The following is a 16,997-nucleotide window of genomic DNA, read 5'->3' on the forward strand; positions in this document are numbered from 1 at the left end:
TTGCGCACACACGGCCTTCATTAGCTTTTGTCGGACTTTTTCCACCGGCAAAAGCCCTTGATCGATTCCAAAGCGAGCGAGCGCCTGGACGCACTCATGCAGGGCGGCGGTCGCCGCATCCTCGGTATCGCCGGCTTGCCGGGCGCGGGTAAGTCCACGCTCGTGGCGCAAATCCTCGAGCACGTCGGCCCCCATGCGGTCGGCGTGCCGATGGATGGTTTCCATCTGGCCAATGCGGAACTGGCCCGACTGGGCCGGGCGTCGCGCAAGGGTGCCCCCGATACCTTCGACGCCGCCGGCTACGTGGCGTTGCTGCGCCGGCTGCGCGACCCGGTGCCGGGCGAGATCGTCTACGCACCGGCTTTCCACCGCGAGATCGAGGAGCCCGTGGCCGGTGAGATCGCCGTGCCTTCCGATGCCCGGCTGATCGTCACCGAAGGCAACTACCTGCTGCTGGATGCGGATGGCTGGCAGGACGTGCATGGCCTGCTCGACGAGGTGTGGTTTGTCGAGGTGGACGACGCACAGCGCCGCGAGCAGCTGTTGCAGCGGCACATGCACTACGGGCGCACGCGGCAAGCGGCGCTCGACTGGATCGAACACACCGACGAACCCAACGGCCGCCGCATCGCGGCGACGGCGGGGCGTGCGGATTTCAATGTGCGGGTCAGCCTCGATGCGACCGCATGACATCGTTCGACGTGTAAGGAGACAGGCATGCAAGCGGTAAATCCCTCCAACGCCGACAGCGCCGGTGGCAGCACTGGCCTGGTCGTCGGTATCGCGGTGATCGCCGCGCTCGGCGGACTGCTGTTCGGCTACGACACCGGCGTGATCGGCGTCGCGCTCCTGGGCCTCGGCCGTGAGTTCGCGATGGACGACACGACCAAGCAGCTGGTCACGGGCGCGATCATCTTCGGCGCGCTGTTCGGCTGCCTCGGCACCGGCCCGTTGTCCGATCGCCTCGGTCGCCGGCGCATGGTCATCTTCGTGGGCGTGCTGTTCGCGCTGGGCTCGATCGCCTCGGCGATGTCGACGAGCGTGGAAATGCTGATCGCGTCACGTTTCCTGCTGGGCCTCTCGGCAGGCAGTTCCACGCAGATCATCCCGGTGTACATCGCGGAAGTATCGCCGCCCAAGCATCGCGGCAAGATGGTGGTGCTGTTCCAGTTCATGGTGGTGTTCGGCATCACCGTGGCCTATTTCACGGGTTTCTTCCTCGGTGAGCACTGGCGCTGGATGTTCGGCCTGGGCCTGGTGCCGGCGGTGATCCTGCTGGGTGGCATGGCCATCCTGCCCGAGAGCCCGCGCTGGCTGGTGACCAAGGGTCGCAAGCAGGAGGCGATCGACGTGCTGACCCGCGTGCGCGGCGACCGTGGCCTTGCCGAGCGCGAGGTGACCGAAATCGAGGGCGTGTCCGACAACCAGGAGACCGGCCGCTGGCGCGACCTGGCCAAGCCGTGGATCCGCCCGGCGGTGATCGTCGGTGCGAGCATCTCGATGTTTTCCCAGATCACCGGTAACAACGCGCTGATCTACTACGCCCCGACCATCCTCACCAAGGCCGGCTTCTCGGACAAGTGGGCCGTGCTGGGCACCGGCGGCAGCACCATTCTGGTCGTCATCATGACGGTCATCGGCAGCATCCTGGTCGACCGCATCGGCCGGCGTCGCTACCTGCTGTGGATGATCCCCGGCTCCATCGTGGCGCTGGTGGTCATGGGCATCCTGTTCGAAGGGCAGGGGCCGCAGACGGATCTCAGCCGCGTGCTGGTGGTGGCCTGCCTGGCCGCCTACCTGATGTTCAACTGCGGTGGCTTCGGCGTGTGCATCTGGCTGATCAATTCCGAGGTGTACCCGTTGTTCGTCCGCGGCAAGGGCGCCAGCCTGGGCGCCTTCAGCCACTGGTTCTTCGATCTGCTGGTGACGCTGAGCACGTTGTCGCTGGTGACCTGGCTGGGTGCCTCGCACACGTTCTGGCTGTACGCGGTGATTTCCCTGGGCGCGCTGGTGTTCATCTACTACATGGTGCCCGAGACGATGGGCAAGAGCCTGGAGCAGATCGAGCACGAACTGCGCGAGGAACGCTTCTACCCGTTCCAGCAGAAGCGCAGCAGGCATCGTTGATCCGACAGGGCCTTGCCCGCAAAAGCGCCCGGGCGTGATCCAGCATGGCGTGCCTCAACCCAAGGAACACCACGTCATGTTGAAACCCACCCTTATCGCGCTGTCGCTGGCACTGGCCTTGTCCCTGGCGCCGATGACGGCGATGGCCGCGGGTGACGACGCCGCTGCGGGCGTTCCCGCAGCTGCCGCAACGGGCGCCACGCCCGCCGCCGTGGATACCGATGCACCGAAGGCCACCGGTGCGGCAGACCGGTCGGCCGTCTTGCAGGCCTCGCTGCAGTCGCTTGCCGACAAGGCCAGGCCCGCCCACTTCGGCATCATCGTGATGAACCTGGACGACGGCACCACGGCGCGGGTCGGCGACGACCGCGCCTACATGCTGATGAGCGTGTTCAAGGCGCCGGTCGCCGCCGCCGTGTTGCAGCGTGTGGACGCCGGCACGCTGCACCTGGACCAGACCGTGCACCTGACGCCCGCCGACGTGGTGGGCGGCGCCGCGGTACCGTCGATCGGCACGCGGGCGGCGAAAGGTGCCATCGATGTCACGTTGGCCGAACTGCTGTCGGCGTCGGTCTCGCAGAGCGACAACACGGCCGTGGACGCATTGCTCAAGCTGCTCGGCGGCGGCCCCACGGTCACGGCGTACCTCGACGGTAAAGGCGTCCATGGCATGCGCATCGACGTGGGCGAGCGGGAGATCGGTCACGTGTTCGACGGCCTGGCCGACGGCACAGTGGCCCCGGCACACGAGACCGCGCAGGCTAAGGATGCGCGGCTGCGTCGCGGCTACGACGCTGCCATCGCCATGCCGCAGAACACCACCACGCTGGACGGCGCGGCCACGTTCCTGCGCAAGCTGCAGGCCGGCGAACTGCTGTCGCCCGTCTCGACGCGCTATCTGCTGTCCCTGATGCAGGCGCAGGTCGTGCCCACGCGCATCCGCGCCGGCCTACCGGCGGGCTTCAGCATCGCTGACAAGACCGGTACCGGATCGAGTTACGGCAAGCGCATCGCCGCCTGGAACGACATGGCCATCGTGACCGCGCCCAACGGCAAGCGCGCCATCGTAGCCGCCTTCCTGCGCGATACCACGTCGACGGACGATGAGCGTGCCGCCTGGTTCAGGGAACTGGGCGCGCTGGTTGCGGCGCAGTTGCGGTAACGCCCGGGCCCGATAACGCCCCGTCGTCCGACCACGCCACATGCCACATGCCACACGCCGGATCGCGGCGCGTGGCATGTCGACTTACCTCAGGCCTTGATGAAGGCCAGCAGGTCCGGGTTGATGACATCCGCATGCAGGGTCAGCATGCCGTGCGGGTAGCCCTTGTAGAGCTTCAGCTGGGCGCCCGGAACGAGCTTGGCGGAAAGCACGCCCGCATCCTCGTAGGGCACGATCTGGTCGTCGTCACCGTGCATGACCAGCGTGGGTACGGTGATGGCCTTGAGGTCGTCGGTGAAGTCGGTTTCCGAGAACGCCTTGATGCAGTCGTAATGGGCCTTGATGCCGCCCATCATGCCCTGGCGCCACCAGTTGTCGACCACGCCGTCGAGCGTGGTCACGCCCGGGCGGTTGAAGCCGTAGAAGGGAATGGGCACCTCGCGGTAGAACTGCGCGCGGTTGTCCGCCAGCGACGTGCGGAAGCCGTCGAACACCGAGATGTCCAGGCCGCCGGGATTGGCCGGCGTCTTGACCATGATCGGCGGCACTGCGCTGACCAGCACGGCCTTGGCCACACGGCCCTTGCCGTGACGCGCCACGTAGCGCGCCACTTCGCCGCCGCCGGTGGAATGGCCGATGTGCACGGCGTCCTTCAGGTCCAGGTGCGCGGCCAGTTCGGCCACGTCGGCCGCGTAGGTGTCCATGTCGTTGCCGGTCGCCGTCTGCGACGAACGCCCGTGGCCCCGGCGGTCATGCGCGATGACGCGAAAACCGTGGGCGAGGAAGAACATCATCTGCGCGTCCCAGTCGTCCGCACTCAGCGGCCAACCGTGGTGGAAGACGACCGGCTGGCCGGTGCCCCAGTCCTTGTAGTAGATCTGCGTGCCGTCTCGCGTCGTGATGAATGACATAGCGTTGGCCTTCTTCGGTTCCGGGAGGGAAGCTGAAGGGTAACGCGGACGCCCGCATCTGCGCGTGTACGCCCGCAACCGCACGTAGACGCCCGCGTCGGCTCGCGTACACCCGTGTCGGCGCGGGCGCGTGTAGGAGCGCACGATGTGCGCGAACCCTCTGCGTCGCTATGGCGAACGAAGCCATGCACCCCATCGCTGCGAGCGCTTCCGTGAATCCGCTATTCGCTCTTCTCGGCGCACGGAAACGCCTGCCTTCAGGTCGCGCATGGCCTCATTCGCCATAGCAACGCAGAGGGTTCGCGCACATCGTGCGCTCCTACGGGGCGGGATCGGCGGGAACGGTGTGATCGGCGGTGTCGGTGAGGGCGGCGGGAAAATCCCCCAAACGCACCCGGAGGTAAACCGGACGGTCGCCGAGGTTGAGGCCGTAGTCGGTCTCGTCGCCGTTCCACCAGCGGCGGGACACCCAGGCGTCGTCACGGTACCCGCCTTCCTCCACGCGCAGCAGCTGGCCCATGCGGCCGTCCTGGCGGCTGCGTTCGAACTCCACGCGCGCGTGGAAGCCGACCAGCAGGTACTCGTTGTTGCCCAGCGGCAGCAGCAGGATGTGGCCATCCGCGGTGGGATTGCCCGGCAGTTCCGACGGCGCGTCGCCCCACGCCGGGGCGCCGTAGGACACATGGGCCGTCCAGCCATCGCCCAGCGCGATGTCCGTTTTCGGTTGGCCGCGTTGCTCCACGGCGGCCCTGAGGGTGCCCTTGAACGCGGCGTCGGCGACCAGGCCCTGGATGGGGCCGAGCAGGGCGAAGTTGCGTGCGTGTGCTTCGGTGGCGGCCTTGCGTTCCGCGGTGTCGGCGGCGTGGTCCACGCCGAAGATCGAGAAACCCACGCCGCCCTGCGCGAGCACGTGGAACAGGTAGGGCGCGTTGCCGGCGTCGTAGCCGGTCTCGGAGATCCACGGCGGGTTGTCGGGGCGGGTGTACTGGCCGACCACCTTGGTGAACTCGTGGTAGTCGGTGCTGTAAAGGTCGGTGCCGATCAGGTCGATGTGCGGTGCGCTGGCCTTCCAGGTGTCCAGCACATTCCAGGTGGCGCCGCCGCTGGGATAGTCGTAGCCGGGCATGTGCTTGCCCTTGTAGCGCAGCCACGTGTTGACGTACATCGGCAGCGCGTAGCGCGCCTTGCCGCTGGCCGCCACCTGATCGATGTAGCGCGCGATGCCGTAGGCGTTGAACTGCTCGTCGGCATCGGCACCAAAGGTCGCCGTCCAGGTGCGGCCGGGCGGCCGGTGCAGGGCCTGCGCCAGTGCCTCGGGCACCTGCGCGGCGAACGCGCGCTCCGCTGCCGGGCAGTGGTCGCGGATGGCACCGATGCTGCCGGGCTCGTTTTCCACCTGCACCATGATCACGGTGTGGCGATCGCCGTCCACCTTGCGCAGGTGGTCCATGAGGGCGGCAAACGCGGTCTGGTCCGCGTGCAGGTTGGCATCGGCGTAGGGCGAGAGATCTTCCAGCGGCGTGCCGTGTTCGTCCAGCGCCCGCGGGTAGCGGGCGGGATCGGCCTTCATCCATTCCGGCACGTAGTGCATCTGGCCGTTCTTCCAGCTGCCGAACCAGAGCACCACCAGGTGCAGGCCGTGCGCTCGGGCGCCGGCAATCAGCGCGTCGAGGTTGGCCGTGTCGTAGCGTCCCCGGGAGGGCTCGAATTGTTCCCAGTAGACCGGCGCCTCCAGGGTGTTCGGATGCAGCGCGAGCACCTCGTCCCACACCTCGGGCAGGATGGCGGGCCATGCGCTGGAGTTATGCAGCTGCACGGCCAGCAGCGTGTAGGGCTTGCCGTCCACCTGCAGCGCGTGGCGTCCGTTTGCATGCACCACCTGGGGCAGCTGCGCGGCGAGCGCCGGTGCGCTGGCCAGGACCAGGGCACCCGCCAGGGCGACGGCCCGCGCCGAGGCGAAGGCACGCACGCGGCCCGGCAGGCGGATCAAAACGACACCGTGGCGCGCATCCAGTAATAGCGGCCCAGCAGGTCGTAGGTGGCGACGTCGGTATTGGCGTTGGTCACGTTATTGGCGAAATACAGCGGCGGTTGCTTGTCGGCCAGGTTGTCGACACCGAGCTCGAAGCGCGTGTGCCAGGGTTCGACCTTATAGGCAACCTGCACGTTGTGGTAGACGTACGCGCCGATCTTGCGCTCGATGCCCGGCAGGGCGGCATCCGCCGAAAGCCCCTGGGTGAGGTCGCTGCTGCCGATCTGCGTGCGGCCGACATAGCGCAGCCGCCACGAGGCGCTGAAGTTGCCCATCGACCAGTTCAGCGTGCCCAGGCCGCGCCAGCGGGGGAAATTGCCGTAGGAATAGGTGTAGATGCCGGCGTTGTGGATCACCACCGAATGCGGGTCGGTGGTATCGGGGTTGATGTCGTATCGCTTCACGTAGGTGCCGTTGAGCGAGGCGGCGAACTTGCCGTAGGCCGTTTCGGGAAAGCGATACGCCAGGCCGACATCGGTGCCGGCCGCCCACAGCTTGCCGAGGTTGACGGTGGGCTCGGCCACGTAGTTGATGGTGCCGTTGCCGTTGCGATGCACCAGCGCACAGAAGGCGCTGGCCGGATTGGCGTAGCACTGGTTCAGCACCGTTTGCGCCGACACCTGGGAGATCGTGTCCTTGAGGTTGATCTTCCAGCTGTCCACGCTGAAGGACAGGCCGTCCAGCCAGTGCGGATCGTAGACCAGGCCGATGTCGTACGAGCGCCCGGTTTCCGGCTTGAGCTGGTAGCCGGCCAGCACCGAGCCCGACGCCTTGCCCGACACCTGGCCGTCGGCCTGGCGGTAGGAGCCATCGGTAGGCACGTTGGCGCAGGCCACGTCATGCCCCCCGGTGTAGCCGTTGCACGGGTCGTTGGCGGTGGCCGAATCGCCGGCTACGCCCGCGTACAGTTCGCTGGTGTTGGGTGCACGGAACACCTGCGAGACCGTACCGCGCAACAGCAGGTCGTCCAGCGGACGCCATTCCAGCGCCACCTTGCTGTTGGTCTTGCTGCCCACCGTGCTGTAGTCGGACCAGCGCGAGCCCAGCGTCAGGTTGAGCGAGCGGATGCCCGGCAGGTCGGACAGCAGGGGCACCAGCGCCTCCGCATAGGCTTCCTTGACGTTGAAACCGCCGGCCAGCGTGGAAGCGCAGAACTCGACCACCCCGCACAGTCCGTTCTCGTCGCCGGTCCACAGCGGGTCGGCCTGCGTGGAGGTGCTCTCCTTGCGATAGGACACGCCGGTGGCGAGGCTCACCGTGCCGGCGGGCAGGTCGAACAGGTTGCCGTTGGCATTGGCTTCCCACTGCTTCACGGTGTAGACGCTGCTGACCGTCGGGTTGACGATCATCGACTGCAACGTGGCCAGGCTGGACGGCGCGTTGAGGTTGAAGATGTCCAGCGGCGTGCAGCCGGCAACCGCGTTGCCGGCGCTGCCGCAGCGCACGGTACCGTCGGTATCGCGGAACGACGGCCCCACCGCCTGGTTGAACTGCGCATAGTCCAGGAAGCCGTTGTTGCGCGATATCTGGCGCACGCGGCCGTAGTTGATATCGGTGGACCATTGCCAGGTGCTGTCGCCGAACGCGCCGCGCAACCCCGGGTTCACCTGCAGGTTGTACGTGTTGTACTGGTAGCTGCGGTTGCCCAGCACCGTGGCGCGTGTGTTGAGGTCGTTGTACGACGTGCCCGTGGCGCGGTCGGTGCCGAAGTTCACGCCGAACGGGTTGTACACGCTGGCGGAGGACACCAGGAAATTGTCGCCGTTGGCGAACACGGGGATCGGCGCGATCACCGACGACGACTTGGTCTTGCTGAAATAGGCGTTGACGTAGCCCTGCACCGAGGGCGTGAACTGGTATTTGCCCAGGACGAAGGCGTTCGTGCGCTTCTGCGGCGTCTGCAACAGGTTGTAGGGCTGGTAGTTGTACGAATCGCTGCCGTGGTAGCAGTGGAAATCGCCGGGGCCCGGCTGCCCGGTCACGCCGGGGTTGAGGGTGACGCGCGAGCAGCCGGACGCGGCGGCCAGCGCCGTGGCGGCGTCGGAGCCGTCGTTGAAATTGACCGAGCCGCCGGGCGTGGCGGATGAGCCCTGCTTCACCGGGACGCCGTCCGTCAGGTACAAGGCATCTTTCGAGTACGGACGCGCGGCCGCCGATACGGCGTCGATGTCGTTGTACGACAGCCCGGCGATGACGCTGTAGTTGCTGCCGGTGTGCCCGGCGGTCAGTGCGAAGTTCCGCCGGTTGCCGTCGCTGCGCTTGCTGGTGCCGAAGTCGCTGGACAGCTGCACGCCGTCGAAGTGGTCGCGCAGGATGAAGTTGACCACGCCGCCGATGGCATCCGAGCCATACACGGCCGAGGCACCGTCGCTGAGCACCTCGACGCGCTCGATCATGCTCGCCGGAATGGCGTTGACATCGTTGTAGGCCAGGCGCACGCCATTGACCAGGATCAGCGTGCGCTTGTCGCCCAAGCCACGCAGCGACACCGTGGAGGCGCCGGTGCCGCCGCCGCTGTTGGTATTGGGATTGGTCGCGTTGCCAGCGATGGAAGGCAACTCCTGGACCAGGTCGCCCAGCGTCGGCTTGCCGGTGGCCTCGATGGCGGCGCGATCCAGCGTCACCACGGGATTGGCCGTCTCGGTGTCCACGCGGCGGATGCGGGACCCCGTGACGGTCACCGCGTCGAGTGTTTTCGCCTCGGTGGCGCTGGCGTCCTTCGGGGTGTCCTGCGCCTGCGAGGTGGCGCAGGTTCCCAGTAGCGCCAGCGCGATCGCGGCCTGCAACGTCGTGCCGACGAGCCGCGCGGAAAACCCCGGACAGGAGGAGCGGTCGGACCTGGTGCGATGGCGTGGATACATGGCGTTCCTCGGGGCGGTGGCGAAAAGGTGCACGAAGCCGTCGAACGGTCCGTGGACCGGTCGGGGTGGGTGGAATGCGTGGTGGCCTTGAAGCTCAGGTGGCGCCGGGGGCGGCGCCTTCGGTTTGCCAGTACACGGCGTAACGCTCGCCCTGGATCGTATTCAGCGGTGCCACGTCGATCACGCCGTGCCGGGTGGTGGCACGGTAGGTGAGCGGGGTGTCCGTCGGCACCAGCCACGCCAGTGGATGCGCATCGTCCGGCGCGATCTGCGGTGCGGGCTGGGGTTTGGGTTCGGGTGACGGACCCGATTCGTAGCGGCCGTACTGCTGGTCGTGCGTGAGGCCCTTCGATCCCAGCCGCGCCGCCAGCACGATTGGACCGATCGTCACCGCCTGCAACGTGTCGTCGCCGGGCAGGGTCACGCTGCGCAGCGCCATGGGCAGCGTGAGCGACACGCGGTCGCCCGTCTGCCAGGTGCGCCGCAGGGTGAGGTAGCTGCCCGGGGACGCAAAGGTGTCCAGGGCTTCACCGTTCACCTCGACGCGCGCGCCCGGGGCGATCCACGAGGGGATGCGCAGGTTGAGGGCGATGTCGCGCGGCTGCTTCAGCGTGAACCGGAAATGCGTGGCCGCTTCGCGCGGGAAACCGGTGTCCTGGCGCAGGGTCAGGCCCATCTCGGGCCAGTCCAGCTCGGACGGGATGAACAGGTTGACGTGCAGCGCGTCGTCGTCGCGGAAATAGATCGCGTCGTTGAAGCGGGCGAACTCCTCCGCGCCGCTGCCGGTGCAGCACCAGAACGAGTCCATGGGCGAGTTGTAGAACTTCGCGCCACCGGGCTGCAGCGAGTAGTAATAAAGCTTCATTCCCTGGGCGTCCTGCGTGCCCAGGCGGGCGTTGTAGAGGTTGCGCTCGTAGTAGTCGAAGGCGCGCGGATCGCCGCTCCACGCGTAGACATGCCGCGTGAGCTTGAGCAGGTTGTAGGCCACGCAGCATTCCGCCGCGTACAAGCCCAGCTGGTCCTTCAGGTCACCCGGGCCGGTTTTCCAGAATTCGTCGTTGCTGGAGCCGCCGGTGGCGTAGGTGCGGTTCTGCGTCACCGTTTCCCAGAAGAATTCCGCGATGCGCCGATAGCGCGGCTCACCGGTCAGCTCATACCGGCGTGCCGCGCCTATCACCTTGGGGATCTGCGTGTTGCTGTGCAGGCCCTTCAGCTCGTCGCGATGCGAGGCCAGCGGATCGAACAGCGACACCTGGTCGAACCGGTGCGCGGCATCCAGGTATCGGGTGTCGCCGGTGATGGCGTACAGGTGCGCCATCGATTCGTTCATGCCGCCGTATTCGGTCTTGAGGATGTGCGCGATGTCCGTATCGGAGAACCCGTTCAGCCAGCGCACGGTCCAGTTACCGATGCCCCTGGCGACGGCAAGGGCCTGCGTGTTGCCGGCCAGCCGGTACATGTCGAGCATGCCGGCCTGGATCTTGTGCACCGTGTAGAACGGCGCCCAGACCTTCTGGCCGGCGCTCAGCCGGTCGAAGAACGATTCGGGGAAGGCGCTGAGGTAGCCGTTGGGTCGCTGGCAACCGGCCAGGATGCCGACCAGTTCATCGCCTCGCGCCTTCAGCGTGGCATCGCCATGCGCGGACCAAGCGATGGCGGCCGCCGAGAGGTAATGCCCACCGGTGAAATGGCCGCGCAGTTCGCAATCGGGTTTTTCCCAGCCGCCCAGCGGCTTCGCGGTGGAAGGCTGGCCGGCCTGTATACGGAAACTGTGCGCCAGGCGGTCCACGGGCAGGCTGTGCAGGTAATCGAGGTTGATCGCCGCGGCTCGGCTGAAATCGCTGTCCAGCAGGCGGACCTGATTCAGCGCGAAAGGCTGCATCCGGCATACCGGTTTTTCGCGTGCGGCCACGGCGGTCGCGCTGGCCGGGTCGGCGGTATCGAAGGCCTGCAACCGCGGCGCGGCCAAGGCGCTGGCGAGTGCGATGGCACCCGTTTTCAGAAATCGCCTGCGTTCGTCCGATTCGTGCATGTCGCCCCCACCGCGTGGCCGCCGCGCATCAGGCCCGGCGTACCCGCGCACCCCCCGATGCGCGCTTTCATCGTGACGTCACGCACCGGCAGCGTCTTGTGTCATTTACAAGACGCCGGTGCGGCATCCTGCATAGCCTCGGGTCACGTGAAGGCCAGCGTGACCTCGATCCGCTGCCCGGGACGGCCGTGCAGGCGGATGTGCTCGCCGCGCAGGTCGCCGACCGGTACGGCGGCACCGTCGACCCGCACCGCGCCACGCGTTGCCTGTGGCGGCGTGCGCAGCGTGACCCACACTTCCTTCGGCGTCGCTGCGTCGGGCAGCACGACCGTGGCGGCCAGCGTACCCGCGCTGCGTAGCAGTTGCAGGCTGCACCGTCCCCACCGTGTCGGCGCTGCATCGAAGGACAGCGCATGGTTCCCGGCCCACCAGGCATGCGGCACGGCGCGGCCCAGGTGCAAGGTGTCACCCGCGCTGTCGTCGTGGACGAAGGCCCAGCGCAGCAGGAGAGGAATCGTCATCTGCGCCGGCATGCAGAACAGCGGCATGCCGCCGGCGATATCGGTGACCTCGCCGGCGGTCCAGCTGCCGGGCGTATGCCCGTGGTAGCGGTGCGCGTAGAGGAACAGCAGGTATTCGTCCACGCGATCCAGGCGCAGCAGCTGCTGCGCGTAGCCGTAAGAGATGAAACCGAGGATATCGCGGCTCTTCGGGTCCACCGGGCCGATGTTGGCCACGACACCCAGGCTGGTCGCCCCGTGGCCGCGCATCGCGTCGATCACCCGGTGCGCCAGGTCGTCAGGCAGCACATCGGCCTGCAACAGCTCCGCATAGGCGCGGTGCGGCCATTGCTGCTCGCTGGGATGTTCGGCGGCGAGTGCCTCGCGGAAGGTACGCTTCACGCCGGGCAACGGCGGCACGTAAGGCGGCTTGAGGTCGTGGCGCACGCTGGCGCGCACACTGGCCACCAGCCGCTCGCGCAGGGCGGTGGCGCGCGTCGTCCAATGCGACGCGGTGGCGATGTCGCCCGGTGCGATACGTGACCATGCGCCGGCCAGATCGGTGAGTCCGCGCACGGCCAGCGCGCTGTTGGCGAAGTACGGCTTCCACCACAGCATGGGATCGGGGAACAGGCAGGCGTCGGACTCGTTCCAGCCGTGGATGAGGCCATGGCCGGGGTCGCCGGCGGGGAGTGTCAGTGACGCATCATGCAGTTCCAGCAGGATGGCCGCGGTGGCCTGGATCTTCGCGCGGTGCTTGCGGCACAGCGCCACGTCGCCCGTGTAGGCCACGTATCGCGCGATCAGCGAAAGCGTGAGGCCGAACTGGCCCATCTCCGCGCCGCGCATGTTGATCATGCCGTCGGGCTGGACGAAATCGGTGAAATAGCCGTCGAACACCGCAGCGGCCTGGGCGAAGCGACCCCATTCCAGGTTGGCGTAGAGCGAACTGGTGAAGGTGTCCTGGAAGCCGTCGTACTCGTTGCCGTAGTAGTCGCGATCCACCGCGCCGTACTTGGGATAGGTGCCCTCCGGCCGTACGACCAGCTCGCGCGCGAACGCGTAGCGCGCCATGTCCGCCCAGCCGGGGGCCGGTATCGTCGCCACCGCCATGTCGGCCAGTTCGGCATGCCAGCGGTCGTGGAAGCGCAGCAACGCGGCGTGGAACGCATCGGCGGTGGGAGCCTGCCTTCGCGGCGGGCAGGCCGGGTAGCTGTGCCCGTAGACGACACGGGTCATCGCGCCACGTTCGACGAGCGCCGTGCGATGCCAGGTCTGCACCACGAAGCGATCCGTGGCATCCACGTCGGCGAAGACGATCACGTCGTACCAGCGCTCCGCATCGATCGGCACGACCTTGTGCACCGCCGGCAGCCAGCCACCGAGCAGGCCTTCGCGACGGCGGGCCACTTTCTTCGGGTCGTGCAGGTCGGCGAAGGCCTGGTCGGCGTGGTAGCCGCGCGTGCTGCCGGAGGTGTAGACCGGCATCGTGTCCAGGCACTGGCGGGTGCCGACGAAGGTCGTCCACGGCAGGCGGCCGTAATAGTCCTCCGGGTTAAGCACCGAGGCCGGCGGCGGCGCGGCCCGCCGCACCTGGTCTTCGTCGGGCTGCCCCTTGGCCAGCAGGCGGTCGGCGAGCAGGTCGGGGCCGGCGACCGCGATCTCAGCCAGTGCGAGGCCGAGGTACGGCTTGTCGGACTCGTCCCAGGTGGCCTCGGTTCGCTTGCCGATCACCACGGCCTGCGTGCCGTCGGTGAGCACGAGGTCGCCATCCGTGTGGCGCAGGTTCTCCAGCACGCGCCACGTGCGATCGCCGTCGCGGAAGGTCGCCACGGGCGCGAAGCCGTCGAGGGACACGCCAGGCAAGGGCACCCGCGCGGCGGGTGGTGGGGCACCGGTGGTGGGAGAGACGGATGCCGCGCCGGTATCGCCGCGCCACACTGCTTCGGCCGACAGGGGTGCGAGGCCGGCCGCCGCGCTGGCGGCGGCGAGGGTGCGCAGGAAGTCGCGGCGCGCCATCGGCGAGCGGTCGGGGTCACTCATCGTCGTCGTCCAGGGCAAGCGCGGAAGCGGGCAGCCCTGTGCAGGCACCCCAGTAGTAGATGGCCACGGACGCCACCAGCACCACGACGGAATCCCAGGGATGGGGCAGGCTGCCGTTGCCGCCGAACGTACCCAGCGCGGACGCGGCGATGATGACGACATAGAAGCCGATCAGCCATGCCGCCGAGCGCACCTGCTGGGCGAGCAGCGCGCGGGGTGCGCCCGTGGCGCGCTTGACCAGTACATACCCGGCGAACATGGCGATCTGCAGGCCGAGCAGCCACGACACCGTGCTCCAGCCGGACCAGTAGACGATCAGTCCGGCCACGGCGAACGACACGGGCCCGATGACGGCGAAGCCACGCACGCGGAACGGGCGTTCGAGTGCCGGCGCGCTGCGGCGCAGCGCCGCGACGGTGACCGGGGCCACCGCGTAGCTGAGTACCAGCGCGGCCGAGACCACCTGGATCAGCGCCTCCCACGAGGGAAACGGCAGCGTCCAGAAGATGGACAGGGCCAGGGTCAGCCACAAGGCCGGCCGTGGGATGCCCGAGGCGCGGTCGATCCGTGTGAGCGCCGGGAAGAAGCCACCGCTGCGGGCCCAGCCGTAGACGATGCGCGGTGTGGCGTTCATGTAGATGTTGCCCGTGCCGCTGGGCGAGATCACCGCGTCGCAGACCACCAGCGTGGCCAGCCAGCCGAAGCCGAGCGCCAGCGCGATGTCGTGGTAGGGCAGGGCGAACGCCTTGTCCATGCCGCTCCAGCCGCCGGCCAGCATGTCGGTGGGAATGCCACCCAGGAACGCCAGCTGCAGCAGCACGTAGATCACGGTGGACAGCACCACGGAAAGGATCAGCGCGATGGGAATGGTGCGCTGGGGATCGCGTACCTCGCTGGCCACCGAGACGATGGGCGTGAGACCCAGATAGGCGAAGATGATGCCGCCGGCGGATACCGCGGCTTCCACGCCGGACAGGCCGTTGGGGGCGAGGCCGTGGATGCTCAGGTTGGCGGGATGGAAGTGGGTCAGCAGCATCACGATGACCAGCACGGGCACCACGAACTTGAACACGCTGATGATGTTGTTGGCCTTGGCGAAGGTTTTCACGCTGTAGTAGTTGAGCGCGAAGAACAGCAGCAGCAAGGCCAGCTGCACGAACCAGCCCAGCACGCTGGCATGCGTGCTGCCGGGCACGTTCAGCGCGGGCAGCCAGGCGGCGGCGTATTGCCGGCAGGCCACGGTCTCGATGGCGATCAGGCTGGAGAAGGCGATGAGCGTGATGAAGCCCATCAAGGCGCCCAGCAGGGCGCCGTGCGAGTACTCGGGATAGCGCACGGCACCGCCCGCGCGGGGCAACGCGGCGCCGAGTTCGCAGTAGACCAGGCCCAGCAACAGCACCGCGGCGCCACCGATCAGCCAGGAGACGATGCCCGCCGGGCCGGCCAGCGCGGCCACGTGGCCGGCCGCGAACAGCCAGCCGGAGCCGAAGATCGCGCCCAGCCCGATGAAGGTCAGGTCGACCAGGGTGAGGCGCTTGTGGAAGTGACCCTGGGTGTCGTTCGGCATGTCGCTCATGGACGTGGCGCTCCCGCGGTGGACGCGTAGGGCGACTTGCCGCCGCCGGCGATGAAGGCATCGATCCGCTGGTTCAGCACGGGCAGCGGCACGGAGCCGGTGGACAGCACGGTGTCGTGGAAGGCACGGATGTCGAAGCGTTCACCCAGCGCCTTCGTCGCCCGCGCACGCCCCTCGCGGATGGCCATCTCGCCCAGGTAATACGACAGCGCCTGGCCCGGCCACGCGATATAGCGATCCACCTCGGTGTCGATCTCGTGCTCGGCCAGCGCGGTGTTGTCCCGCAGGTACTGGCGCGCCTGCTCGCGCGTCCAGTGCAGGTGATGGATGCCGGTGTCCACGACCAGTCGTGCCGCACGCCACGCCTGGTAACTGAGGTAACCGAAGCGCTCGTACGGCGTGTGGTAGATGCCCATCTCCTGGCCCAGGTATTCGCAATACAGCGCCCAGCCTTCGCCATAGGCGGAGATGAAACCGTAGCGACGATAGTCCGGCAGGCCGGCGGTCTCGGCGGCCAGCGGCATCTGCAGGGCGTGCCCCGGCGAGGATTCGTGCAGGGTCAGCGCCGGCAGCGAATACAGGGGCCGCGAAGGCAGGTTGTACGTGTTGACCAGATAAATCCCCGGGCCGCCGCGGCCGCCCGTATAGATCGGCGCGAGGTCGGCGGGCACCGGTTTGATCGCGAAACGGCGGCGCGGCAGCAGCCCGATGTAGTCGCCGACCACGGCATCCACTTCCTTGGCGATCCACGCGGCGTCTTTCAGCAGCTCGTCCGGCGTCTTGGCGTAGAACTGCGGGTCGGTACGCAGGAAATGCAGGAATTCGGGGAAGGTGCCCTTGAAGTTCACCTCGCGCATCACCGCCAGCATCTGGCCGTGGATATCGGCCATCTCCTTCAGGCCCAGCGCGTGGATCTCGTCCGGGCTCTTGTCCAGCGTGGTGTATTCGAGGATCTGCGAACGGTAGAAGGCCACGCCGTCAGGCAGGTCCTCGGCGGCCAGCCCGTCGCGCGCGGCCGGGTAATACTCGTTGCGCATGAAAGCCAGCAGGTGGGCGTATGCGGGTCGCACCTGGGTCTCTATCGCCTTCTTCGCCTCGTCGCGCAACCGGGCCTGTTCCGCCGCGGGGATGGTCGGCGACATCTTGAGGAACGGCGTATAGAACAGGTTCGCTTCACCCGCGGCATCGGCCACGCTGCGGATGCCGTCGTACTGGCTGGCCACCACGAGTTTCGGCTGGCTGAAACCGCGCGCCAGGCCCAGGCGCATGGCCGCCGTTTCCTCGTCGAAGTAACGCGGCACGTCGCGCAGGCGGGCCAGGTAATGACGGTACGACGCGGCATCGGTGAACGTGGCGCGCGCACTGAAACCCAGGTTGCTCCAGAACGCGGAGTCCGCGTTGAACGGCATCTGCCAGGTATGGAAGCGCTGGTCGGCCAGCAGCACCTCCACCTGTTGCCGGTACACGGCGTAATTGGTCGGATCCTCGCCGGTCAGCCGCGCAGGGTCGACGCCCTGCAACTGCGTGAGCACGTCGCTCCAGTAGCGTTCGCGCGTGGCCTGCGTGGCGGCGTCCACCCGTGGCAGGTGATCCGACGGTGCCGCCGGTCCGTTCTCGTCGTCGGCACCGGCGAACTGCGCCTGCCGCCACGTGTATTCGCGCGTGGCGATATCGCGGAAACGTCGGCCCACGTCCTCGGCGTGTGTAGGGGTAGCGAGGGCCGCCATGCCGAGCAGGCAGGCGATACCGACGA

At 67.7% G+C, this 16,997-nt stretch carries 10 protein-coding genes; 3 read left to right on the forward strand and 7 right to left on the reverse strand.

Annotated elements, in window-relative coordinates; translation table 11 throughout:
- Positions 1-57 precede the first annotated feature (57 nt).
- The 3 genes from QRN34_RS02745 to QRN34_RS02755 all read left to right on the forward strand — a co-directional run bounded on the left by QRN34_RS02745 (position 58) and on the right by QRN34_RS02755 (position 3,289).
- Positions 58-690: a nucleoside/nucleotide kinase family protein gene (locus tag QRN34_RS02745; RefSeq protein WP_285401762.1), complete on the forward strand. Its 633-nt coding sequence runs from the start codon at positions 58-60 to the stop codon at positions 688-690.
- Between the two features lie 27 nt (positions 691-717).
- On the forward strand, positions 718-2,127 hold the full coding sequence (locus QRN34_RS02750) for a sugar porter family MFS transporter (RefSeq protein ID WP_285401764.1): 1,410 nt from the start codon (positions 718-720) through the stop codon (positions 2,125-2,127).
- A gap of 76 nt (positions 2,128-2,203) precedes the next feature.
- Positions 2,204-3,289, forward strand: coding sequence for a serine hydrolase (locus tag QRN34_RS02755; RefSeq protein WP_285401766.1), 1,086 nt, complete (start codon positions 2,204-2,206; stop codon positions 3,287-3,289).
- An 89-nt stretch (positions 3,290-3,378) separates the two neighbouring features.
- On the opposite strand, the gene QRN34_RS02760 is transcribed toward QRN34_RS02755, so the two are convergent.
- The 7 genes from QRN34_RS02760 to QRN34_RS02790 all read right to left on the reverse strand — a co-directional run bounded on the left by QRN34_RS02760 (position 3,379) and on the right by QRN34_RS02790 (position 16,971).
- Positions 3,379-4,200, reverse strand: a complete 822-nt coding sequence (locus tag QRN34_RS02760; RefSeq protein WP_285401768.1) for an alpha/beta hydrolase — start codon at positions 4,198-4,200, stop codon at positions 3,379-3,381.
- 319 nt (positions 4,201-4,519) lie between these two features.
- A complete protein-coding gene (locus QRN34_RS02765) occupies positions 4,520-6,169 on the reverse strand; it encodes a DUF5597 domain-containing protein (RefSeq protein ID WP_285401837.1) in 1,650 nt (549 codons plus the stop codon).
- Between the two features lie 17 nt (positions 6,170-6,186).
- Positions 6,187-9,093, reverse strand: coding sequence for a TonB-dependent receptor (locus QRN34_RS02770; protein WP_285401770.1), 2,907 nt, complete (start codon positions 9,091-9,093; stop codon positions 6,187-6,189).
- Positions 9,094-9,187: 94 nt separating this feature from the next.
- Positions 9,188-11,125, reverse strand: coding sequence for a glycoside hydrolase family 127 protein (locus tag QRN34_RS02775; protein ID WP_285401772.1), 1,938 nt, complete (start codon positions 11,123-11,125; stop codon positions 9,188-9,190).
- A 143-nt stretch (positions 11,126-11,268) separates the two neighbouring features.
- Complete coding sequence (locus tag QRN34_RS02780; protein WP_285401838.1) at positions 11,269-13,644, reverse strand: Tat pathway signal protein; 2,376 nt, start codon at positions 13,642-13,644, stop codon at positions 11,269-11,271.
- 16 nt (positions 13,645-13,660) lie between these two features.
- Positions 13,661-15,244 carry an APC family permease gene (locus tag QRN34_RS02785; protein ID WP_285401774.1) on the reverse strand — a complete coding sequence of 528 codons (1,584 nt, stop codon included), beginning with the start codon at positions 15,242-15,244 and terminating at the stop codon, positions 13,661-13,663.
- Positions 15,241-16,971, reverse strand: a complete 1,731-nt coding sequence (locus QRN34_RS02790) for a DUF885 family protein (RefSeq protein WP_285401839.1) — start codon at positions 16,969-16,971, stop codon at positions 15,241-15,243. The genes QRN34_RS02785 and QRN34_RS02790 overlap by 4 nt, the downstream gene beginning before the upstream one ends.
- Positions 16,972-16,997: the final 26 nt, after the last annotated feature.

Source organism: Luteibacter sp. ME-Dv--P-043b, from assembly GCF_030209605.1.
Lineage (GTDB): Bacteria > Pseudomonadota > Gammaproteobacteria > Xanthomonadales > Rhodanobacteraceae > Luteibacter.